Below are 23,024 nucleotides of genomic sequence, written 5' to 3'. Positions count from 1 at the left end.
GAAATCAGGTTCTGAGGTATATTATGGCTGGTCATAGTAAATGGGCGAATATTAAATTCCGTAAAGGAGTGCAGGATGCTAAACGAGGAAAAATATTCACTAAATTAATTCGAGAGATTACTGTTGCAGCTCGTCTTGGCGGAGGAGATGAATCATCAAATCCAAGACTAAGGGATGCTGTAAAAAAAGCACTTAATGCGAATATGAAGCGTGATACTATTGATAACGCGATTAAACGTGGGGTTGGGGGGCTTGATGGTGAGACTATGGTTGCTATGCGTTATGAAGGCTATGGTCCAGGGGGGTAGCAGTGCTTGTCGATTGTTTGTCTGATAATAAAAATAGAACCGTATCGGATGTGCGTCATGCATTCACAAAACATGGTGGTAACTTAGGTACAGATGGTTCAGTGTCTTATCTATTTACAAATCAAGGCGAAATCCTTATGGAGCCTGGCCAATCTGAAGAGCACGTGATGGAAGTTGCTCTCGATGCTGGAGCAAATGATGTTTCTGTTGAAGAGGAACAGATAGAGGTGATTACTCCTGTAGAAGCGTATCATAGTGTATTGAATGCGTTAACGGATGCAGGATTGAAGATAGAGCAATCTCATTTAACCATGCGCGCACAAACTTTAGTACCTATCGATGATGAGTCAGCACAAAGTTTACTGAAATTAATAGACATGCTTGAAGATTTGGATGACGTTCAAGAAGTATACAGTAATGCTGAGTACTCCGAAACATTATTAGAATCAATGAATTAATGACTATTATTTTAGGGATAGATCCTGGTTCAAGGATTACAGGTTATGGTTTAATAAAAGAATTCGATCGTAAAATTGAATACATTGATAGTGGATGTATACGCACTACGTCAGAGAGTGAATTGAGCGAAAAGTTGTTGCAAATTTATGATGGAATTTGCCAATTAATGGATCATTATTCACCTGAAGAAGTGGCCATCGAACAAGTATTTATGCATGAAAATCCTAACTCTGCTTTAAAATTGGGGCATGCACGAGGTGTTGCAATGGTTGCTGCAGCGTCACATCGTGTTAAAGTGAGTGAATATTCTGCCCGAGAAGTCAAACAAACTGTAGTAGGATATGGCGCAGCGGAAAAAATCCAGGTAAATCATATGGTGGTAAGTTTGTTGGCGCTAAATAAGGCTCCTCAAAAAGATGCTGCCGACGCGTTAGCCATAGCAATTTGTCACAGTCATATGCGCCATCATTTATCAACTGTGATCGGTAGACGAAGGGTAAGGAGAAGAAAAAGATGATTGGTTGGTTGGACGGGCACATTGTTGATAAACATCAGCCAGGAAAGTTAGTTCTCAATGTCCATGGAGTTGGATATGATGTGGAAACATCATTAAATACTTTTTTTAAACTAGATACGCTAAATGGTTCGGTGGGTTTGCATATACATACCATTGTTCGAGAAGATGCATTACTTTTATATGGTTTTTTAGATCGCCAGGAAAGAGAATTATTTAGGGCATTAATTAAAGTAAATGGAGTAGGTCCAAAACTTGCTATGTCCATTCTTTCGAGTATCACTCCTAATGAATTCATTCAATGCATTCAACAGGAAAACGCCGTTTTTTTGATGAAATTACCAGGTATAGGTAAAAAAACAGCAGAACGATTGGTCGTAGAAATGCGAGATAGTTTAAAACAACTTTCTGTGTCTGCATCTGAATCTTTAAAATCGGATTACAGGATGAGTAGTCAGGATGAAGCAGCAAGTGCTTTAGAAGTATTGGGGTATAAGCCTCAAGAGGCATTGAAAGCAGTGAATAAGGTGAATGATGGTTTAAAAAGTTGTGAGCAGTTAATTCGGGAGGCATTGCAAGTGCTAGCAGCTCGATAATACGGAGTCTCAGTAACCTACAAAATTATCGGATTGAATTTTATTTTGATTGTTAACATCCAATCCTTCCTACAAAATTTTCTTAACGCTCATTTAAAAGAGCATATTTGGAGTGACTTAAAAAATAGCTGTCGGGGTAATAAGCGAATATTACAGAGCCATTTTTAATCATATTGATAATAAGTTTTGCTAAACTTGCAGCAATCGCAGGACAGCCCCAGGAACAGCCAGCACGACCTGCTTTTTTGATAAAGGCAGGTTCAACATACCAAGCTCCATGTACTACAACCCGACGATCGTACGCATTAGAGTTTAAGTTTTTCTCCAATCCCTTCAGATTTAAAGAATAACCTTTATGTCCAACGTAAGTACCTTCAGTTATATAGGTTCCAAGACTGGATTTTTTGCTCCACATGTCGTTGGAAAATTTATAGGGGACTGAGCCTTGTCCTGAATTTCGACCATGAGCAACATAAGTTTTAAGTACTAAGGTATATGTTTGCATATCAAAAATCCACATACGACGTTGATTGGATGGAACGGAAAAATCAATAATGGTTAGCATGGGATTTTTAACTTTACCTTGCACAAAGGCTCTTTTATAAGCCCTTAATGCAAGCTTAATTACCATTTTATTTAACTTGGGAGCGGATTGACTTAATTTCTCTAACACAACCTGCTCGGTAGGGATATTTACCTTTTGTTCTATATTCGTATTCGTGCAGGGTGTCGGAGAATGGGTTGCTATTACTAGAGTGAATAAAAATGAAATGAGTTTAATCATTGTGCCTCACGTATTTTAGGATTAAAAACAGGACCTCTCAACTGCATTGAAGAATCACTTCATCATGAGGTTTTGGCACGCAAATTTTTATTTTTTGCTGTATTGCTTTAACCCCATGACATTTATTTGCAAAGGCTTTAATTTAATCGTTATTTAGTGGGTAAATTTTAACCATTAAGAGCAACATTAATCCAATTGATTGTTCTTATATATCATATGAGAATGACAAATATGTTATTGTTAACAATCAATTAAGGTCTTACTTGAAGAGTGGATATGATTTAAAAATATGGATTTTTGAGAATTATAATGGGTAAATCAATACCAATAGGCGTTTTTATAACTGACTATTTTCCTGGATGGGCAAAAAAAATCGCACAATGAGTCCTGTACCTTCTTTAGGGGTGTCTAAAAGCAATCTACCCCCGTGTAGCTCAGCAATTTGTTGAACAATTGCTAAACCTAGACCACTTCCAGGGCTTTTATTTCCCAAAACACGGAAAAAGCGCTCAAAGACACGAGATTGCAATTCTGCTGGAATCCCTGGACCATTATCACTTACTTCGAGCATTACTTCATTTTGCAGCTTTGAGAGACGTACTAGAATGCGCCCATGCTCATTGCAGTAACGAATGGAGTTATCTACAAGATTACGGATCAATATGCCTAAGGCAGTTGAATTTCCATAAACAGTTAGATTTTCAGTATTACTCTCGAACTCGAGATCAATTTGTTTTTCCACGGCTGCTGGTGCAAGCATAGCAAGTATCTCTCGAGTTAACCTGCTTAAATTAACCTCGTCTTTCTCATCCATGTGAGCAGCTTCAGGCACAAGCCTGCTCATAGTTAAAAGCTGTTGTACTATATGAGTACTTCGATTCACACTGGCAATTAGTTTTTGTAATGCCTGATTTTTTCTTCTATATCATTTGAATGCAAAGCAACTTGTGCCTGTGTTTTAAGTGCGGCAAGAGGAGTGCGTAATTCATGTGCTGCATCAGCCGCAAAACGTTTTTCTCGCTCAAATCCTTCTTTAAGTCTAAAAAACAATTTATTCAACTCATCGATTACAGGTTTAATTTCTTCAGGCACTTCATGTAGATCAACGGGTTCAAGATGAGTAGGTGCGCGGTTTGCTACTTCTTCTGCTACTTTATCTAAACTATCCAAACCTCTACCAATAATTATCCAAATTAATAGGCCAGATAATGGAAAAGTCAAAAGCATAATATAAAGATCGTCTTGAGCAATTCGGTGTCCCAGTTCATTACGGGTATCATAACGCTCTGCAAGTACTGTACGTATGCCTGCTTTATCATTATAAGTAGTGAATACGCGCCAATCTTGGTTGGATATTTTTTTATCGCTAAAGCCATCGATTTCCGAGGCTAACGGAATTTTAGGTGCTGTTGATGAATGAAGTAATAATTTTCCCCCATTAGTCCAAACTTGAAAATTAAATTTGTCGAGATAATTTTCCGGGGGTTCATCATTTAAAAAACGTTTTTTATAGAAGGTATCAATTTTTTGCGGTATTGTTTCAAGTGCATCTTGAATTTTGGCAAGAGGGCGTTGATGGAGATCATCACCCAGCAGTGCCTGATAGGATAATGCGGAAACTGCCATTAAAGTGTCTAGGTGATCCTGAATATCTTTTTGATCAAGATAATAATTTCCTATAGCAGTTAAAGTGGTCGTTATTGTAATGGCCAATAAAAGATTTATTAGAAGAAACTTACGTATAGAAGACTTCACGATACAATAATACCATCATTTTTTTCTGCCATATATCCGACACCTCTTATTGTTCGAATAAAATTAGCATTAAGTTTTTTACGTAAATTATGAATATGAACTTCTAATGCATTACTGTCCACATCCTCTTCCCAGCCATAAATACTTTGCATCAGCTGTTCGCGAGATAAAACTTGACCACTGTTTTCCAGAAGTTTTTGTAAGAGTGCGAACTCTCTGCGAGGGACATTGACTAATACATCATCAACAAATACAGAGTGGGCAGCTGGATCTAGAGTAATGTTTCGGTATTGCAATACAGCATCAGCACGACCTTGTGAGCGTCTCACCAGCGCTCTAATTCTGGCGCTTAGTTCATTTAAGTCAAAAGGCTTTACGAGATAGTCGTCCGCTCCACTGTCTAAGCCTTTGACACGATCCTCTACAGACTCTCGGGCTGTTAAAATAATAACAGGGGTAGGATTTCCATCATTACGGATACTCTGCAGTAATGCAAGTCCAGATAGTTTAGGTAACCCTAAATCAAGAATAATGAGTTCGAATGATTCAGATTTTAAAGCGGCTCGTGCGGCTTCGCCATCTTTAAGCCAATCAACAATATAGCCAAACTGTGTTAATCCAGTTTTTACGGCGTCACCAAGTAGTTCATCATCTTCAACCAGCAATAGTCTCATTCTTGCTCCTACTGTTTTTCAAGTTCAGTTCCATCCATGTGCTTTGTAAGATAAAAAGCTTGAATTAATACAAAAAGCAGGGTCAGACCTACCCCGCCAAACAATTTAAAATTAACCCAGGCATCAGTATTAAAGTTATACGCTACATAAATATTGACAGCGCCCATTAAAAGAAAAAATAATGCCCAAGCTGTATTTAATCGTTGCCATATTCTTTTAGGCAGTGTCACATTAGTTTCCATCATTTTTTGAATTAAAGGCTTGCCACCTATATACCCAGAGCCAAAAAAGACTAAGGCGGAGAGCCAATAAATACCTGTTGGTTTCAATTTAATGAACCAAGGATTGTGGAAAAAGAGGGTTGCTCCTCCCAAGATTATAATTATGGCCAAACTGATTAAATGCATTTTTTCATAATGCTGAAATTTCAATCTATAAAAAGCTACTTGACTTACAGAAGCGATCATCGCAACGGCAGTAGCTGTATAAATGCCAAAAAATTTGTATACAATAAAAAATAAAACTATAGGAAAAAAATCAAAGAGTAATTTCATATTATCTTAAATATAAAAAGTATGTTACTTTGAGTATAACACAAGTTTTTGTGCTCTCATTCAGCTTTTAATTATAATTAAAAAAATCAGTTTGCAACTCTATAAGTTACTAGATTCCAATTATTTTTCTGATCCGCATTACTTAAAGATAAACACAGATTTTATTAAGTCAAGCCCTATAGTCTTCATTTCATTGTGTAAGAAAACAGAAAGTGAACGAATTTCTTGGTCAGCATTTCAATTAATAAGAAGATTATCACACTAATCTTAAGGAGCTATTAAGAAGAACCTGAGTTGTTGGGCTTTTGTCCCAATTAAAAACAAATTGATACAAATGACAGATTAAATTAATTGAGTACCACATTCAAAATCAGCTGATGAGGTTAAGTTTTTAACCGATAAATATTTTTTGCCCAAGATACAGGGATGTATTTCTTGTGAGGCCTGGGTTCAGTGCCAACAGACGTTCAATTTGAGTTTGATGTTTTTGAGCAATATCACTGAGGCTATCGCCTTTTTTCACCACATAATAAGTGGGTTGATTTATTTTTTTAAAGATAATTAATTGTTGGCCTTTATATAAAGGTTGATTATTTTTTATTCTATTCCATGTTTGTATTTGTTGCGCGTTAATCCCATAGGTTTTAACTAAGGTATCATAATTGTCATTTTCTTGTACAATATGAATGATGCGATGTACACTTGAAGCGATCATTTGATGTTTGAGCGGTAGGGGCGTTATGGGTTCTTTTTTAACAACAACAGGGGTATTTTTGGTGCTTGGAATTAGAAGGGATTGATTGGGCTGTAAATGGTTTGAGGTGAGCTGGTTTAATTGTTTTATGAAATTTACTGTGGTGTGATATTTTACTGCAATATTATCTAAACTATCCCCCGGTTGAACTTGATACATTTCCCAGCTGACGCGTTTGTGTTCAGGAAGATTAGCAAGATTGAGATAAAATTGTTGTACTTTTTCAGTTGGAATGAGCAATTTAAAAGGCTTGTTAGGCGCTGTGGTCCAGCGATTAAATCCTGGGTTTAGTTTAATCAGCTCTTTATAACTCATCCCTGCCATCTTGGCTGCGTGACTTAAATCGATAGGAGTCCCTATATTTACCTCTTCAAAATAAGGAAGATAAGCAATTTCTGGAAGCACCAATTTATACCTGGTGGGATTGCTGATGATTTCTGCTAATGCAAGCAAACGAGGGACATAAATTTGGGTTTCTCGAGGAACAGATAACTCCCAAAAGCTTATAGCATTTCTTGATTTTGGAATTGCTTTTATTGCGCGATCGATAGTTCCAGCTCCCGCATCATAAGCCGCTATTGCTAATATCCAATCGCCATTGAAAAAATTATTGAGATAAAGTAAATAATTAAGTGCTGCATCAGTGGAAGAGTTAATGCTTCGCCTACCATCAAACCACCAATCTTGGGTTAATCCTAAATCTTTGCCGGTAAGGGGCATTAGTTGCCATAATCCAGCCGCACCAGCTACAGAGTAGGCAAAGGGATCAAATGCACTTTCAATCATAGGTAACAGTGCTAATTCACCAGGCAGCTTTTTTTTCTTAACTTCGTTAATAATATGATAAATATAAGGTTCTGATTGACGACATACTTTGGTAATAAAGCCTGGATGAGCTATAAACCATTGGATTTGGTCTTGTACTTCAACGCGAGAAGTTTCATGATTTAAAGTAAATTCATACCGTAATACATCCCATACATTGGGTGCTGTATTCGCTTTGGAACTACACGTAATACCCAAAAAAATGAGCGTGTAGCATAACAAAACTTTTATTGTGAAAAAGTTAAATTTCAATAGAAGTTACCTATGAATTCAATGACTGTTCAGTGTACTAAAATTTACTTTGGGATTAAACCTGATTGTATTTAATTGAATCATAAGGGATTAAATTAATCCCTTATGATGGGGTAACTCTCTCTAAAATTTTTTAAATGCTTCTATTAATAAACAATAGTATGTAAAAACTTCAGGGACGCTCCTTACTTAAATAAGTTTTTTTCTTCTCGTAATATTCGGAATATTTCCAGTGAATTAAGCGATTTTGCTCCATGTTTTAGTGCGTACTGTTGCACCTCGGGCTTGTCTGTGCGTAAAAACGGATTAATTGACTGTTCTAATTCTAAAGTAGAAGGAAGTGTGCAAGATGAGGGTGAGTCGTGTATTTTTTGCAAATACTTTTTTATCGATAAGTTGCTCGGTTCGACCGTTTGTGCAAAGCGTAAATTTTGTTGGGTATATTCATGAGCGCAGAATATTTTTGTAGTTTGGGGTAATTCTTGAAAAAGATGCAGAGAGTGATGTAATTGTTCTAATGTACCATCGAATACTCGCCCACAACCTGCTGAAAAAAGGGTATCGCCACAAAATAACCATTGGTGTTGGGATTCATAATAGCTAATATGGGTGGATGTATGGCCAGGATTGAATAAAATATTGAAAATACACTGCCCTACTCGAATGGTTTGATGTTCCTCTATTGGATTGTTTACATAGGGGATTCGTGGATCTTTAGGACCATAAACTGCGCAAGATGGATGGGCTTTAATGAGCTCACCTACGCCACCGATATGATCATGGTGATGGTGAGTTAATAAAATACTACGCAGCTTGAGGTGATTTGAATGTGCAAATTGTAATACGGATTCTGCATCACCGGGATCAACACAATCAAAGACTCCAAATCCTTCATCAATAATTGCCCAAATATAATTATCAAAAAAAGCAGGAATAGGTATTAATTTCATCAATTGGCCTCAATAATAGAGAAATAACTCTCCGGATTAAAATAACACTTAAGAGTAGTTAAAACAGATTTTATTTCTTCGGCCAATGTAAATGGCGGGTTAATAATCCATAAACCACAACCGTACATGCCATCAATAGGGGTTTCTGTGAGGCTAAATTCAATATGTAATGTATTTTTAATATCCTTCATACCTCTGTTTAACTTATCGGTTAATTTTTTATCCACAAGAGGATACCAAAGACAATAAACTCCTGTAGAAAAACGCGCGTAGGCTTGTTTTAAGGCAATAGGAATTTCTTTATATTCTTCTTTTATTTCAAAAGAGGGATCAATAAAAATTAATCCTCGTTTTTCTGGTGGTGGAAGCAGTGCTTTCAATGCGAGTAAGCCATCACTTTTACTGAAATGTACTTTTTTATTAAAACGAGGTAATTCAGTAAGAACTTCAAACTCTCTGGGATGCAACTCACAAAAGTACATTCTATCTTGCTTGCGTAACAAATTAACAGCTAAGTAGGGTGAGCCTGGATAATATCTTAATGTACTTGTAGGGTTAAGTTGACTCACAATATTGAGATAATCTTGGCAAAGGGGGGATAGAGACTGTTTATCAGACCAAAGTAATTGAATTCCATGTTGGTATTCTTTTGTTTTTTCAGCTTGTTTGTTTTTTAAGTCGTATAAACCTTTTCCTGAATGAGTTTCAAGATAAAATAATGGTTTATCTTTCAGTGTTAAATAACATAGAAGTCGCGTTAAGGTTACATGTTTGATGACATCAGCAAAATTTCCTGCATGATATCCGTGTTGATAACTGAGCATAGAGTTCCTAAAACATTTTTGAAATTGTCTACTATACTCTTTTTAAGAGAGTATAAAAGGGGAAAGTTATGGAACTTCACGAAGATTATGATGACCAATCATTCTCTGATTATAACTACGATGATGATATTGAATCTATAAGTCATCGAAAAAACGTAAGACGCCTGCTTGAAGAAAAGCTTGAGCGTAAACGTTTAAAAGAAGAATTTAAGGACGATTTCGATGAGTTAAGTGGTGATTTTGATTGGGATGTATTAGATAAATAATTATTTATTTGGCGTCAAATGACTTTACTGCGTACTTGAGCATTGAAGTGACTTATTTTACTCAGGTACGTAGTTTAAAATTCCGGTAGCGGACTTTAGGGTATTTTCAAGTAGTGTCACTATGGTCATTGGCCCAACGCCGCCAGGAACAGGAGTTATCCAGGAAACCTTATTTTTGGCGCTGGTAAAATCAACATCTCCTCTAATGCTACCATCCGCTAAGCGATGTATGCCTACGTCAATGATTATTTGATCCTTATTCAGCCACTCGGTATCAATAACATCCATTTTTCCTGTTGCCACAATTACTAAATCAGCAATACGAACTAGTTTTTCGAGTTGCTGGGTAAATTTATGGGCGATTGTCACAGTTGCACCTGCTAAGAGTAATTCCAAGCTCATGGGGCGACCGACTATATTCGACGCACCAATGACCAGAGCATGTTTTCTTTTCACTTCAAGCTGGTAGTGTTTTAACAAATTCATGATACCCAGTGGGGTACATGGACGTAATAAAGGATTACGTTGTGCCAGTCGACCTAAATTATAGGGATGAAAACCATCCACATCTTTTTCTGGTTTGATACGTTCAATTATTGCTCTCTCATTAATATGTGAGGGCAAAGGTAATTGTATGAGAATGCCATCAATTTGATCAGAACAATTTAATTGATCAATCAGATTAATTAATGCATCTTGTGTTGTTTCTTCGGGTAAATCATAAGAATGAGAGACGATACCTACTTCGGCGCATGCTTTTCGTTTATTGGCTACATAAACTGTTGAAGCGGGATCCTTACCAATGAGAACAACAGCAAGACCCGGTGCGCGATGCCCTTTTTCTATATGATCTTGTACTTGTTTTTTTAATTCATTACGACGTAGAGAAGCGACAACTTTTCCATCAATTAAAAATGCTGACATAATTACCTATGAGAAAAGCAAGGCGCTAATTATGAATTAGCAGTTAGTGTAATGCAAGAGTGTTTTACTGGAGTAGAACAATAAATTATTAAATTTCTAAATAAGCCTGGTTAAAACGTCATCTCGAATGAGTTATTTAGGAATTATCCTAATAAAGAGCTAATTACTTGAATCAATTCATAAATAATGTTAGCTTTTTTATTAAGCCCTAAGCTAGTTCAACTCCAAAGGGTGCGGAGCTCCTGAGTGAAAAAAAATGTCTTATTTTCAGCTTTATTTGCACTTACTTGGCCGGCCTATGTTAATGCGTTAGGTTTAGGTGAAATGAAAGTAAAGTCTGCCCTAGAACAGCCTTTTGCGGCGGAAGTCAATTTAATCGACGTACATGAGATTTCTTTATCTAATGTTCGTGTGAACATAGCAGATCCGCAAAGTTACCAAAGCCTCGGAGTAGAGCGGCCAGGAGTAGCTGATTCCCTTTTTTTTGAAATTAAAAAAAATAAGAAAAGAAAATTTGTTATAGTTATTTACTCGACAGAGCGAATAACGGAACCTTATTTACAACTGATTATTGATTTAACTTGGTCTAAAGGACAAATCTATAAAGTTTATACAGTATTATTAGATCCCCCAGGTTATAAACTTGCAAGTGCAACTGCCCAAAGTGGCTTGACCTACCAACGACAATTCTCTAATTACCATTCAAATACAGAGGGTTCACCAAATAAGAAAATTCGTAGCAAAAAGAACAATGGCTACGGTCCTACAGTCTCTCAAGAAAATGTATGGCAAATTGCACAAAGATATAAAACTGCGAATACAATTTTACCGCAAATCGTTCTTGCAATAGTTGGTGCTAATCCTGACGCATTTACTGATGGCAATTTAAATGGATTAAAAGTTGGCGTGCGTTTGAAGATCCCATCTGCTCAAGAATTTAGTGAGGTTCCTGCTGATTTAGCTACAGTAGAGGTGATGGCTCATGATAAAGCATGGAATGAAAAAGCATCGATTAATCATGTGTTATCACCTCCTTACATGATAGGACAAACATCCAACGTAAACCCTCCCATTGAGTATTCACAAATTCCTCCAGTACCAAAATTTTCAGGTTCGACTCTTCCTGTATCGAATCAGACTCAATCTGAGTCTACCTCAGTAAGTTTATTACCGTCATTGGAAAATCAAAAACATATAAGCTACGAACAAAGCAAGACTTTAAATGCAGAAATATCGATTACAACTGCGGCAGTAGACTCTTTAAGAGAATCTAATGCTTTATTAACAGAGCAATTGAGCTTATTACAAACACAAAACAAAAAATTACAAAAGCAGTTGAATGTGCGCGATAAGGAAATCACATCCCTACATAAGCAAATTCATTTGTTAATACAAGAACGGATAGCAGACCAGAGCAACTCTAGTTTTTTTAACAATATGTTAATTACTTGGTTACTTATTGCAACGGGCGCAGGTAGTATTGCGTTTTATTTTTTTAAACGTAAAGAAGACAAAAAGAATAATAGCTCAAAACTAATTACTCCTTCTCCTGTCGAATCTGAGTCAGCATCGATTGAATCTTCTATGAATACTAAAGAAGAGCCAGCGATACAAGATAAGATAAGTGAGCTACAGTCGCAATCAGATATAGAGTTAACTCCTTCACCACAATTTTCGGATCCATTAACCGAAGTTGAAAATTTAAAGAACATTGATGACTCTAAAGAAAGTGTTTTTTCATCAATTGAAACACCTCTTAAGCGAGACGAGAGTGAACAATCATTAGATGTCCCAAGTGCAAATCTCACATCAGATTTAGATGAAGATCAATTAGCGCGATCAAGTCATGAAAGTAAAAGCGCATCCAGAGCGGGGCTGGCCGAAGAAAATCTATTAAAATTTGAACCAGCTGCCACAAATGAAGAGCTCACATCAGATTTAGATGAGGATCAATTGGCGCAATCAAACCATGAAAGTAAAAGCGTATCAAGAGAGGAACTGGTTGAAGAAAATCTATTAGAATTTGAACCAGCTGCCACAAATGAAGAGCTCGCATCAGATTTAGATGAAGATCAATTAGCGCAATCAAACCATGAAAGTAAAAGCGCATTAAGAGAGGAACTGGTTGAAGAAAATCTATTAAAATTTGAACCAGCTGCCACAAATGAAGAACTCACATCAGATTTAGATGAAGATCAGTTAGCGCAATCAAACCATGAAAGTAAAAGCGCATCAAGAGAGGAACTGATTGAAGAAAATCTATTAGAATTTGAACCAGCTGCCACAAATGAAGAGCTCACATCAGATTTAGATGAAGATCAATTAGCGCAATCAAATCATGGAAATAAAGGCGCATCTAGAGAGGAACTGGCTGAAGAAAATCTATTAGAATTTGAAGCAGGTTTGTATGACACAATGACGAAAGAGCCTATTCAGGTTACAGGCGATTCTAAAGAAGTAGACCATGAGAATAAACATGGCTTGGAATTTACTCTTTCTATCCCTGATGAAGAGCAAACAACCCAGAATGATATGGATCTGTCTTCATTAAAAAATGAAAAGGCATTGGATACTCTTTTAGCTCTTGCTAGAACATATATTGGAATGGAAGACAAGGAATCTGCTTTAAACTCATTAGATGATGTACTGAAACATGGTACTAAAACACAAAAAGAAGAAGCAAAGCGTTTACTTGCTGAGATAAAAGGAACGTCTTGATTTATAAATATCATTTATTATTTCGTGAGTATTAAGATTTGTTGTGTTCTGTTCTATAAAGAGTGATTCTATTCAATGAGTAATTGAGGAATCAAAGCGCCTTTAAGGCAGGACTAAATCAAGAGGCCGGTAATAACCATTACTCGTATTTATGTCAATATCGGCGCTTAGCCGTCTCACTCTATTACAAATTTTTTGTCAAAAAAGATAAGTCATGCTGGCTAAAATTTCATTAGAATGATAAGAGCCTGGATTTAATGATTGATTTGACCATGTACCAACTCCATTACCCGAGGGGTATGGTCCTAAATCTTGATAAATATAACCTAAGGAAAAAATAAACTGAGGTAAAAAATGTACATCTATACCAGCACCTATATTGTAGGCAAATTCACTGGTATTGGCGGTTTTGAACCCTGGGCTAAGTCGTGGTGTCACACCTGCTAATGCTGTTTCATTATAATTAGAGACCTTATTAAAGGAGCTTCCTATTCCTCCATTGATATAAGGTGAAAACATTCCATGCTTAAATAGATTCATTTTTCCTGATATTAATAAGAGGTTCGAAGTAAAATCTAAATCATAACTGTAATTAGTAAATTGGGGTAAGGAATATTGTGTAATTTTGCCGTCGAGCTGGGTCTTGAAAAAATACTGCCAAAACAAACCAAGTGAGTAAGAAGGAAACCAAATATTGTCGTTTTGCCATCGGCGGCCTACAAATGCTGTGATAACTGCTCCATTGTCACTGTTGATTGAGTATTGATCGTAATTGTAAGGTGCTGAAAATTCAGCCCCATTATTTACTTGTACATGAGCGTGCAGTTCAGGAAATTGTACTCCTGCTCCAAGTGAAATAAACCAGTTACCTTGAGCATTAAAAACCGATTGAAGTGCTGGGTTTTGTACGTATCCATCATTTTTAGAAAAAGAGGGGTTATGACATATGAGTAGTAGGGCGGTAACAGATGGAGAAAATAAATTCCATTTCATAAATTAAGTCTCAAAAATTTAATAGAAATTGTTATAGATACGTATAAATTAGCTAACCTCTAACTGCAAACCGAGAAGCTATCATAAATGAATTCAATAAATCAACAAAAGACGGTAAAGCAACGATTGATTTGTCAGGTAGAAATAAAGACTTATTAGTATAAAATTTAAGCTAAAAATTAGGGTTCGTTGACAATTGGTTCTTGTTGCTAGGTGTCGCGCTTTATGGGGGACGTCACCTTAACAAAGAAACAATATAGGTTAAAATGGATTCATTTCGTTTGGGCGTAGAGGAGTAAGGAATTGTCAACAACATCCTTATTACTCTGGGCTTTCAATGAGAAATGACTATAATATTTTAATAAACTTAAAATCAATTTTAGTAAAGTATAGACAAAACAAATGCTGTATTATAAATTGACCCTTTTATCAGGAATAATCAATGCGAATCGCTTTAGTGCTTGAGTATGATGGTAGCAAGTATCATGGCTGGCAAGCACAAACAGGATTGCATACCGTACAACAGGCTGTAGAAAATGCTTTATCTAAAGTAGCAGATCTCCCTATATCCGTAGTTTGTGCTGGGAGAACTGATACTGGTGTACATGCAACAAATCAAGTAATTCATTTTGACAGCGAAAAGCAGCGCAGTATTCGCGCATGGATCCATGGCGTAAATTCATTTTTACCTAAAGATATATGTGTGAAGTGGGGAAAAGAACTCTCAGAAGAGTTTCATGCAAGATATTCTGCAACTGCGAGACGGTATCGCTATGTGATTTATAATAGTGCTATAAGACCAGCACTGTTGCGCAGCAATGTTACCTGGCAATACAGACAGTTAGATCATCGTCTCATGCATCAAGCAGCCCAGGTTTTATTGGGTGAAAATGATTTTACTTCATTCCGTTCTGTTGAATGTCAGTCGAATACTCCAATGCGAAATGTATATAAACTTCAAGTGAACCGCATGGGGGATTTAATAATAATTGATATTACTGCTAATGCTTTTTTACATCATATGGTACGAAATATTGCTGGTGTTCTTATTGCAGTAGGCTCAGGAAAAAAACCCGTTTTTTGGGTAGAGGAAGTGCTTCAAGCAAAAGATAGACGGTTAGGAGCTGAAACAGCACCTGCCTATGGATTGTATTTAGTACAAGTGAATTACCCTCAAGAGTTTTCTATATTACAGAGTAGCCCCGGCCCTATGTTTCTTTTGGAGAAATAATTGAATTCATCACGTGTTCGAGTCAAGATGTGTGGCATGACGCGTAGCGAAGATATTGCCTGTGCTGTGAATTTAGGTGTAGATGCCGTTGGTTTAATTTTTTATCCAAAAAGTACCCGATTTATTTCTATTGAACAAGCAAAGATTTTACTCAGTGATCTTCCTGCATTTGTGGATTCTGTCGCTGTTTTGGTGAATCCAGAACGAGATTTGGTGCAAAAAATCATAGAGGAACTGCCAATTCAGTTATTGCAATTTCATGGAGATGAATCAGCAGAGTTTTGCCAACAATTTAAAAAGCCCTTTATTAAAGCGATACATGCTGATTCGGCAGGATATATTCAACAAGCAGCACGAGAGTTTATGATGGCTCGTGCGTTGTTATTAGATACCCCCTCTACAGCCGCAAGAGGTGGAACGGGGCTGATTTTTGACTGGAAAATTATTCCGCAAGATATAGCAAAGCCTTATATATTGGCCGGAGGCATAAATGAATCTAACGTGCTTGAAGCAACTGCATTATGTCGTCCTTACGCTGTAGATTTATGCAGTGGGATTGAGGTCTCGCCTGGAATTAAAGATCATGGCAAAATGAGTCGGTTTATGCAGAAGTTATTGAATAGAGAGTAGATTAGGTACCACGAAGCAAAAACCTGAAATTAAGGAAGCTTAGTTTTGTGCTTTGTTGTCCCCAGAATATATTTTAAGAGGTTGAGAAAGGTAGATTGATGAACAAAAAAGAACTCCCTGATGAACATGGGCATTTTGGTCCTTATGGCGGTATTTTTGTAGCAGATACGTTGATGCATGCTTTGAAAGAATTACAAGAGGCCTATGCAAAATACCGACAAGACCCTGATTTTCTTGCAGAACTGCATGCTGAATTAAAGGATTATGTAGGGCGGCCTAATCCGCTTTATCATGCTCGACGCTTAAGTCAGGAAATCGGTGGGGGCCAAATCTACTTGAAACGAGAAGATTTGAATCATACGGGCGCACACAAAATCAATAATACTGTAGGACAAGCATTACTCGCTAAGCGGATGGGAAAAACCCGAGTTATTGCCGAAACAGGAGCGGGACAACATGGCGTGGCTTCAGCTACTGTCGCTGCTAAATTAGGCTTAGAGTGCGTGGTTTATATGGGAGCTGAGGACATAAAACGCCAAGCATCTAATGTGTACCGCATGAAACTTTTGGGTGCGGAGGTTGTTCCTGTAACAGCAGGATCACGTACGTTGAAAGATGCTTTGAATGAAGCCATGCGTGATTGGGTGAGCCATATTGATGATACATTTTACATCATTGGAACAGTTGCAGGACCACACCCTTATCCTCAAATGGTTAGAGATTTTCAATCAATAATTGGCGTGGAAGCGAAAGCACAAATTTTAGAAAAAACAGGTCGTTTGCCAGATGCTTTAGTTGCTTGTGTAGGGGGAGGATCTAATGCAATTGGCTTATTTTATCCCTTTCTAAATGATACGGCAGTTGCTCTTTATGGTGTGGAAGCAGGTGGAAAAGGCTTGGACAGTGGCGAACATTCTGCCTCACTTATAGCAGGGAAACCAGGTGTGTTGCATGGCAACCGGACTTATTTGCTTTGTGATGAACATGGTCAAATTAAAGATACCCACTCGATTTCTGCGGGTCTTGACTATCCTGGTGTAGGGCCTGAACATGCTTATTTGAAGGATACAGGGCGCGCAATTTATGAGGCAATTAATGATGACGAGGCGTTGCATGCGTTTCGAACTTTAACGCGTGTTGAAGGTATTATTCCTGCACTTGAATCCAGTCATGCTATTGCTTATGCAATGAAACTTGCGAAGACAATGTCCGTAAAGCAAAATATTATCGTGAATTTATCGGGTCGTGGCGATAAAGACATGCATACTGTGGCACAAATTGATGGAATTAGCGTATGAACCGAATTGACAGCACCTTGATGCGCCTTAAGGCGAAAGGTAAAAAAATGCTCAGTCCTTATATTACAGCGGGAGATCCTTATCCTGAAATCACCGTGAAGTTAATGCATGAATTAGTTAGAGCGGGCGCAGATGTTTTAGAATTAGGTATTCCTTTCTCCGATCCTATGGCTGAAGGACCAGTGATTCAACGTGCTATGGAGCGTGCACTTGCTCAGGACGTGCATTGCCATACAGTATTGAATATGGTCAAAGAATTTCGGAGTCAGGATCAGGAAACCCCAGTAATTATTATGGGCTATTTAAATCCTATAGAACATTTTGGTTACGAGCTTTTTGCACAACAAGCCGTAGCAGCGGGTATTGATGGAACCATTATAGTTGATTTACCTCCTGAAGAAAGTGAAGAAGTTGCTAAAATCTGGGAAAAATATGGTTTGTACAGTATCTTTCTTTGCTCGCCTACAACTTCAGATGAGCGTATGGCCTTAATAAATAAGTTTGCTAAGGGCTATTTATACTATGTGTCCTTAAAAGGTGTTACTGGGTCTGATGCGCTTGACATAGCATCTTTAAAAACCCAATACCAACGCCGAAAAGCACAAACTACTCTTCCCTTAATGGTTGGCTTTGGCATAAAAACAGCAGAAATGGCAGCAGGAATCGCTCATTTTGCAGATGGTATTATTGTAGGGGCTGCCTTAATTACGCGTATCCTGGATGCTTATAATACCAATAATGATATGTTACAAGCCGGAGCAGATTTAATTTATTCCATGCGACATGCCATGGACAATAATGGACAAAACAATGATTGAAATAACTGAAAAGCGAGCTCATTTTATAAGACAACTGATTGCTGATGAATTAGCGAGTGGTAAGCATCAGTCTGTGGTTACCCGTTTTCCACCGGAACCTAATGGTTATTTGCATGTCGGACATGCTAAAGCGATTTGTGTGAATTTCGGTTTGGCACAAGAGTTTGGGGGAATTTGTTATTTACGCTTTGATGATACAAATCCCATGAAAGAAGAAGAGGAGTATGTCAATGCCATTATTGATGATGTTCGTTGGCTAGGCTTTGAATGGCATGCTATGACTCACTCATCAGACTACTACCATGAACTTTATAATTTTGCTGTATTTTTAATTAAAAAAGATTTGGCTTATGTTGATAGTCTTAGTATGGATGAAATCCGTGCTTATCGTGGCACTTTACAGGAGCCTGGCCGCGAAAGTCCTTACAGAAATAGACCCGTTGAGGAAAGTTTAGACCTATTTGCACGTATGAAAGCAGGAGAGTTTCCTGATGGAACACATGTATTGCGAGCAAAAATTGATATGCAATCAGGTAATGTGAACATGCGTGATCCTGTAATTTATCGAATTCGCCATGCCCATCATCAACGTACAGGTGATGAATGGTGCATTTATCCTATGTATGATTATGCACATCCTATTTCTGATGCTTTGGAAAAAATTACTCATTCCTTATGTACGTTAGAATTTCAAGATCACCGACCTCTTTATGATTGGTTTGTTGCACATTTGCCGTTACCTGCTAAACCGATACAAACAGAATTTGCCCGTTTAAATTTATCACACACAATTACTTCAAAGCGTAAATTACGTGCACTGGTAGAAAAAAAGGCGGTATCTGGGTGGGATGATCCTCGAATGCCAACTTTACGGGCGATGCGTAAACGTGGATATCCTCCTGCTGCAATTCGTCAATTTTGCGAGGTAATCGGAGTATCACGCAGTGATTCAGTAATTGATATGTCAGTACTTGAAGAATGTGTCCGTGCTGAGCTAAATCGAACAGCAAAACGAGCTTTATGTGTTATGGAACCGTTAAAAATAGTCATTGAAAATTACCCTGAGGATCGAACTGAACTATTAAAGCCTGCATATAACTCACAAGATCCAAGCTCAAGTACGCGGGACTTGCCATTTACACGAGAAATTTTTATCGAGCGTTCTGATTTTATGCAAGAGCCCCCAAAAAAATATCATCGTCTATCACCTGGTGCTGAAGTACGTTTACGTCACTCCTATGTGATTAAATGTCATGATGTAATTTATGATGAGCAAGGCAATATTCTTGAATTACGCTGTACTTATGATGAAAATACTTTAGGAAAAAATCCTGAAGACAGGAAAGTTAAGGGTGTTATTCATTGGGTATCTTGCGAACACGCATATCCAGTGACGGTATTGGAGTATGACCGTTTATTCAATGATCCTAATCCTGGTCGAGAAGAAGATTTCTTCCAGTTTTTAAATCATAATTCATTACAAATAAAGCAAGGATATTGCGAGCCAGCACTAGCTAATCAGCAATTAGGCGAGGTGTTTCAGTTTGAACGCTTGGGATATTACTGTGTTAATGAATTAAAAGAAGGATGTGTTCGTGCTTTTCATCGTGTGGTGGATCTGAAGGATACTTGGGGAAAAGTGAGCTAAAAGGGGTCAATATGTTGCATTTGTATAATTCTTTAACCAGAGCAAAAGAACCATTTGTTTCCATTTCACCTGGAAAAATTGGTATTTATGTTTGTGGTATTACTGTATATGATCGCTGTCATATCGGCCATGCACGCTCTATGGTTGCTTTCGATGTCATTGTGCGCTATCTGCGCTCCCAGGGTTATGATGTGAAATATATCCGTAATATTACGGATATTGACGATAAAATTATTGCACGGGCGCATGAGCGAGCGATACCTATAGATGAATTGACCGCTCAATATATTGCAGCAATGAATGAGGATACGCGCGCGTTAAATATTTTGCCGCCTGATGTAGAACCACGTGCTACAGAACATATTCATAGCATTGTTCATTTGATTGAACGGTTGCTTGCTAAAGGGAATGCTTATCTAAGCGATAATGGTGATGTGTGTTATCAGGTCAATTCATTTGTCAACTATGGTAAATTATCAAACAAAGATTTAGAGGGACTAGTTGCCGGTGCTCGGGTTGAAATTGTTAAGGAAAAGCGTTCTCCATTAGATTTTGTTTTATGGAAAAAGGCAAAACCAGGAGAACCTAGCTGGCCTTCCCCCTGGGGCGAAGGACGTCCCGGTTGGCATATTGAATGTTCGGCGATGGCAATGAGTGAATTAGGTGAGCAGTTTGATATTCATGGAGGGGGCTTGGATTTGCAATTTCCTCATCATGAAAATGAAATCGCTCAGAGTGAGGCTGCTACTGAAAAACCTTTTGCAAATTATTGGCTGCATGTAGGGATGTTGCAGGTTAATAATGAAAAAATGTCAAAGTCATTAGGCAATTTCTTTACTATTGCAGATGTTTTAGCAAAACATCATCCAGAAGTAGTGCGTTATTTTCTTTTAAGCAGTCATTATCGTAGTTCATTAAATTATTCTGAAGAAAACTTGGCTAATGCCAAAAAGGCATTAACTCGTTTGTATCAAACAATCAAGGATAGTCGCATTATTGCAGAGGGTGAATTAGATAATCATTGGATTAATGAATTTAATCAAGCAATGAATGATGATTTTAATACCCCAGTGGCCTTATCTGTCTTGTTCCAGCTTAGCCATGAAATTAATAAAAGCAATTCGCCTATTTTAGCAGCTACTTTGAAATATTTGGGAAATATTATGGGGTTATTGCAAACAGATCCTTCATCTTTCTTGCAGTCAGGATTAGATGAAGAAGTCAAAGCGTCAATAGAAGAATTAATCAAAGAGCGACTACAAGCACGCACGGAGCGTAATTGGGAGCGCGCTGATCAGATAAGGTCGGATCTATTGAGCCAAGGTATTGAATTGGAAGATGGAATTAATGGGACTACTTGGCGTAAAGTAGAATAGATTGAGAGCAAGATTTGTTTCCTTAAGGAATCGCACCGCTGTGAAAGTTGTGAGGCTATAAAAAGATATGGGCTAAGACAAAGTTTAAGGTTTATGCTTTTGGCCCTTTTGCTTTCAAGGAAGGCGATTGATTTTGGCTATATATAGAGAAGTCGCCTTTTAGAAGAGCGTCACTCTTGATTAAGCCTAACTTCAAAATGGCTTTACACCATTTCCAATTCAGATTTCATTATCTTGCCCCTAAATTATTTTGGTTAAAAGAAGTAATAAACGCGAAATTTTAATGTAATCAGCAGGAGTCATAACCTAATTTTTACTCATTTTTGTTCGCAACAGCCGAGGATCTATTAAATATTATTATGAAGTAATAACGGGGCTTTATCTTTTTTTATTGGCGCTTTGGTTCTTTTTAAGCGAAATACAAAAACTATGATTAAAAAAATCATCAAAATGAGTGCCATCCAACCCATGAGATAAAAGCAGTCATCTAAAGCTAGTGCAGTTGCTTGTCGCGTCAAATAATAATTTAATTGTGCAGAAGCATGTTTTCCTTGAAGATGTAATAGTTTTGCTCGGGTTAAAAATAGCTGTGTTTCCTGAGAGAATGCGGTTAAACTGCTGCCTAAACGCAAATGAAAAAAAACTTCTCGTCTGTGCCATAAAATGGAAAATAACGCAACTCCCAATCCACTTCCAATTAAGCGTGATACATGGAAAAAGCAAATGCATTCAGCCAGTTTTGTTTCAGGAAAGGTATGTATTGATAATTGGAAAAGTGGAGATAAAAATAACGCAAGCCCAATGCCCGCTAGGCCTCGAGAAAATGCAACTCGATTGAAATTAATATCTACATTAAAGTAGCTGGTATAAAAACAAGAAATGGCAAAAAAAAGTAGGGCAATTATTAATGGAGGAAATGGTTCATATTGTTTTTTATTAAGAACCACCGGGATCCATCCACAAAATGCCATTGTCCCTATGATTAAAGCAATCCAATCTGGAGTGTAATTGACATAGAGCTTCAGCCATAAAGACAGCAAAATGACCATGCCGAAATAGATTGCAAAAAGTAATGCAATGTAGATCATGGCTAGTGAAAAATAAAAATTTTTCAACAGTTGCAAATCAACAACTGGATTTTTAGCGGACCAACAGCGTAATATAAAGAAAATAAAACAGATTACTCCTGAAATTAGTAAAAAAATGATCAGAGAAGAACGAAACCAATCTAATTCCTGACCGGTTGTTAATGCTGCTCCAATAAAAATCATGCTGACACAATAATAAAAATATCCCAGTTTATCAAAAACTATTTCTTTTACGGGTTCATGGTATCTTCTATAGCCATAACCAACATACAAAATTAACAAGACACATAAAGGCACATTAGAAAAAAACAGAAATCGCCAATGGTAGTCATAAGCAATCCATGCTCCGTATGAGGCACCAATGACGGGAACTATTGAAAGACAAATTAAGACTAAGGAAAGAATATAGACTTTATCTTTATTAGAAGATAATAAGGGAATAAGTGTATAAGTAATGAGAAGAAACATTGCTCCCGAAGCAAATCCTTCTAAAAATCTAAATAAGATAAAACTAAAAAATTGGTAGCAGTGGCACATCCCCAAGAACATAAAGCAGTCAAACTGAGACAGACTACAAAAAGTTGTATAGGACTTAAAGGTGTTGCTGCGGGTTTTCCCAGAGGGACTCCTAAAAGATTTCCAATGCAAAAAAAACTGACAGTATAGGAGGTCATATAGGGGCTACCCCCTAGATCACTTACAATATAAAGACCAGCCATTATTGGCAAGGTGAGATTAAAAATGACTGCGGCAAGTGCTAAGAGCAAAATATAGAGAATCATTAT

20 protein-coding genes and 2 pseudogenes are annotated in these 23,024 nt (G+C 37.3%); 11 read left to right on the top strand and 11 right to left on the bottom strand.

Features of this window, described 5'->3' with window-relative positions:
* Positions 1 to 23 precede the first annotated feature (23 nt).
* The 3 genes and pseudogenes from EL220_RS12640 (at position 24) to ruvA (ending at position 1,877) form a co-directional block, all read left to right on the top strand.
* A pseudogene (locus EL220_RS12640) lies at positions 24 to 766 on the top strand (YebC/PmpR family DNA-binding transcriptional regulator).
* A complete protein-coding gene (gene ruvC, locus EL220_RS12635; protein WP_027270332.1) occupies positions 766 to 1,284 on the top strand; it encodes a crossover junction endodeoxyribonuclease RuvC in 519 nt (172 codons plus the stop codon). The pseudogene EL220_RS12640 and the gene ruvC overlap by 1 nt, the downstream one beginning before the upstream one ends.
* Complete coding sequence (gene ruvA / locus EL220_RS12630) at positions 1,281 to 1,877, top strand: Holliday junction branch migration protein RuvA (protein WP_027270331.1); 597 nt, start codon at positions 1,281 to 1,283, stop codon at positions 1,875 to 1,877. The genes ruvC and ruvA overlap by 4 nt, the downstream gene beginning before the upstream one ends.
* 82 nt (positions 1,878 to 1,959) lie before the next feature.
* Here ruvA and EL220_RS12625 read toward each other — a convergent pair whose 3' ends face one another.
* The 7 genes and pseudogenes from EL220_RS12625 to EL220_RS12595 all read right to left on the bottom strand — a co-directional run bounded on the left by EL220_RS12625 (position 1,960) and on the right by EL220_RS12595 (position 9,249).
* Positions 1,960 to 2,661 (bottom strand): murein L,D-transpeptidase catalytic domain family protein, encoded by a 702-nt coding sequence (locus EL220_RS12625; protein ID WP_035905799.1) that lies wholly within the window; start codon positions 2,659 to 2,661, stop codon positions 1,960 to 1,962.
* A 337-nt stretch (positions 2,662 to 2,998) separates the two neighbouring features.
* Positions 2,999 to 4,416 (bottom strand): annotated as a pseudogene (locus tag EL220_RS19690) (ATP-binding protein).
* Positions 4,413 to 5,090, bottom strand: a complete 678-nt coding sequence (locus EL220_RS12615) for a response regulator (RefSeq protein WP_003632139.1) — start codon at positions 5,088 to 5,090, stop codon at positions 4,413 to 4,415. The pseudogene EL220_RS19690 and the gene EL220_RS12615 overlap by 4 nt, the downstream one beginning before the upstream one ends.
* Positions 5,091 to 5,098: 8 nt before the next feature.
* Entirely contained in the window at positions 5,099 to 5,644 is a 546-nt protein-coding gene (locus EL220_RS12610; RefSeq protein ID WP_027270328.1) for a septation protein A, read from the bottom strand.
* Between the two features lie 391 nt (positions 5,645 to 6,035).
* Entirely contained in the window at positions 6,036 to 7,475 is a 1,440-nt protein-coding gene (locus tag EL220_RS12605) for a lytic transglycosylase (protein WP_035905797.1), read from the bottom strand.
* Between the two features lie 185 nt (positions 7,476 to 7,660).
* Positions 7,661 to 8,425 carry a hydroxyacylglutathione hydrolase gene (gene gloB / locus EL220_RS12600; protein WP_027270326.1) on the bottom strand — a complete coding sequence of 255 codons (765 nt, stop codon included), beginning with the start codon at positions 8,423 to 8,425 and terminating at the stop codon, positions 7,661 to 7,663.
* Complete coding sequence (locus EL220_RS12595) at positions 8,425 to 9,249, bottom strand: 23S rRNA (adenine(2030)-N(6))-methyltransferase RlmJ (RefSeq protein ID WP_027270325.1); 825 nt, start codon at positions 9,247 to 9,249, stop codon at positions 8,425 to 8,427. The genes gloB and EL220_RS12595 overlap by 1 nt, the downstream gene beginning before the upstream one ends.
* Positions 9,250 to 9,317: 68 nt before the next feature.
* Here EL220_RS12595 and EL220_RS12590 point away from each other — a divergent pair, with 68 nt between their 5' ends.
* A complete protein-coding gene (locus tag EL220_RS12590) occupies positions 9,318 to 9,515 on the top strand; it encodes a PA3496 family putative envelope integrity protein (RefSeq protein WP_027270324.1) in 198 nt (65 codons plus the stop codon).
* 57 nt (positions 9,516 to 9,572) lie between these two features.
* Here EL220_RS12590 and folD read toward each other — a convergent pair whose 3' ends face one another.
* Positions 9,573 to 10,439, bottom strand: a complete 867-nt coding sequence (gene folD, locus EL220_RS12585; RefSeq protein ID WP_027270323.1) for a bifunctional methylenetetrahydrofolate dehydrogenase/methenyltetrahydrofolate cyclohydrolase FolD — start codon at positions 10,437 to 10,439, stop codon at positions 9,573 to 9,575.
* A gap of 246 nt (positions 10,440 to 10,685) precedes the next feature.
* Here folD and EL220_RS12580 point away from each other — a divergent pair, with 246 nt between their 5' ends.
* Entirely contained in the window at positions 10,686 to 13,157 is a 2,472-nt protein-coding gene (locus tag EL220_RS12580; protein ID WP_027270322.1) for a FimV/HubP family polar landmark protein, read from the top strand.
* Positions 13,158 to 13,355: 198 nt separating this feature from the next.
* On the opposite strand, the gene EL220_RS12575 is transcribed toward EL220_RS12580, so the two are convergent.
* Positions 13,356 to 14,150: an outer membrane protein gene (locus EL220_RS12575; RefSeq protein ID WP_027270321.1), complete on the bottom strand. Its 795-nt coding sequence runs from the start codon at positions 14,148 to 14,150 to the stop codon at positions 13,356 to 13,358.
* A 442-nt stretch (positions 14,151 to 14,592) separates the two neighbouring features.
* Between EL220_RS12575 and truA the strand changes: the two genes are divergently transcribed.
* From truA to cysS, 6 genes are all read left to right on the top strand, one after another.
* The gene (gene truA, locus EL220_RS12570) at positions 14,593 to 15,381 is read left to right on the top strand and encodes a tRNA pseudouridine(38-40) synthase TruA (RefSeq protein WP_027270320.1); all 789 of its coding nucleotides are present in this window, start codon (positions 14,593 to 14,595) and stop codon (positions 15,379 to 15,381) included.
* Positions 15,382 to 16,011: a phosphoribosylanthranilate isomerase gene (locus EL220_RS12565; RefSeq protein WP_027270319.1), complete on the top strand. Its 630-nt coding sequence runs from the start codon at positions 15,382 to 15,384 to the stop codon at positions 16,009 to 16,011. It abuts the gene before it with no gap.
* A gap of 98 nt (positions 16,012 to 16,109) precedes the next feature.
* Positions 16,110 to 17,309, top strand: a complete 1,200-nt coding sequence (gene trpB / locus EL220_RS12560; protein ID WP_027270318.1) for a tryptophan synthase subunit beta — start codon at positions 16,110 to 16,112, stop codon at positions 17,307 to 17,309.
* Positions 17,306 to 18,127: a tryptophan synthase subunit alpha gene (gene trpA, locus EL220_RS12555; protein ID WP_027270317.1), complete on the top strand. Its 822-nt coding sequence runs from the start codon at positions 17,306 to 17,308 to the stop codon at positions 18,125 to 18,127. The genes trpB and trpA overlap by 4 nt, the downstream gene beginning before the upstream one ends.
* On the top strand, positions 18,120 to 19,775 hold the full coding sequence (locus EL220_RS12550) for a glutamine--tRNA ligase/YqeY domain fusion protein (protein WP_027270316.1): 1,656 nt from the start codon (positions 18,120 to 18,122) through the stop codon (positions 19,773 to 19,775). Before trpA ends, EL220_RS12550 begins: the two co-directional genes overlap by 8 nt.
* 11 nt (positions 19,776 to 19,786) lie before the next feature.
* Complete coding sequence (gene cysS / locus EL220_RS12545) at positions 19,787 to 21,151, top strand: cysteine--tRNA ligase (RefSeq protein ID WP_027270315.1); 1,365 nt, start codon at positions 19,787 to 19,789, stop codon at positions 21,149 to 21,151.
* Between the two features lie 347 nt (positions 21,152 to 21,498).
* Here cysS and EL220_RS12540 read toward each other — a convergent pair whose 3' ends face one another.
* Entirely contained in the window at positions 21,499 to 22,776 is a 1,278-nt protein-coding gene (locus EL220_RS12540; protein WP_232002440.1) for an MFS transporter, read from the bottom strand.
* On the bottom strand, positions 22,728 to 23,021 hold the full coding sequence (locus tag EL220_RS19145) for a hypothetical protein (RefSeq protein ID WP_232002439.1): 294 nt from the start codon (positions 23,019 to 23,021) through the stop codon (positions 22,728 to 22,730). The genes EL220_RS12540 and EL220_RS19145 overlap by 49 nt, the downstream gene beginning before the upstream one ends.
* Positions 23,022 to 23,024 lie beyond the last annotated feature (3 nt).

This window comes from Legionella sainthelensi (assembly GCF_900637685.1).
GTDB lineage: Bacteria > Pseudomonadota > Gammaproteobacteria > Legionellales > Legionellaceae > Legionella > Legionella sainthelensi.
Note: the sequence above shows the minus strand (reverse complement) of the source record. Positions and strands in the feature narration are given on the sequence as shown.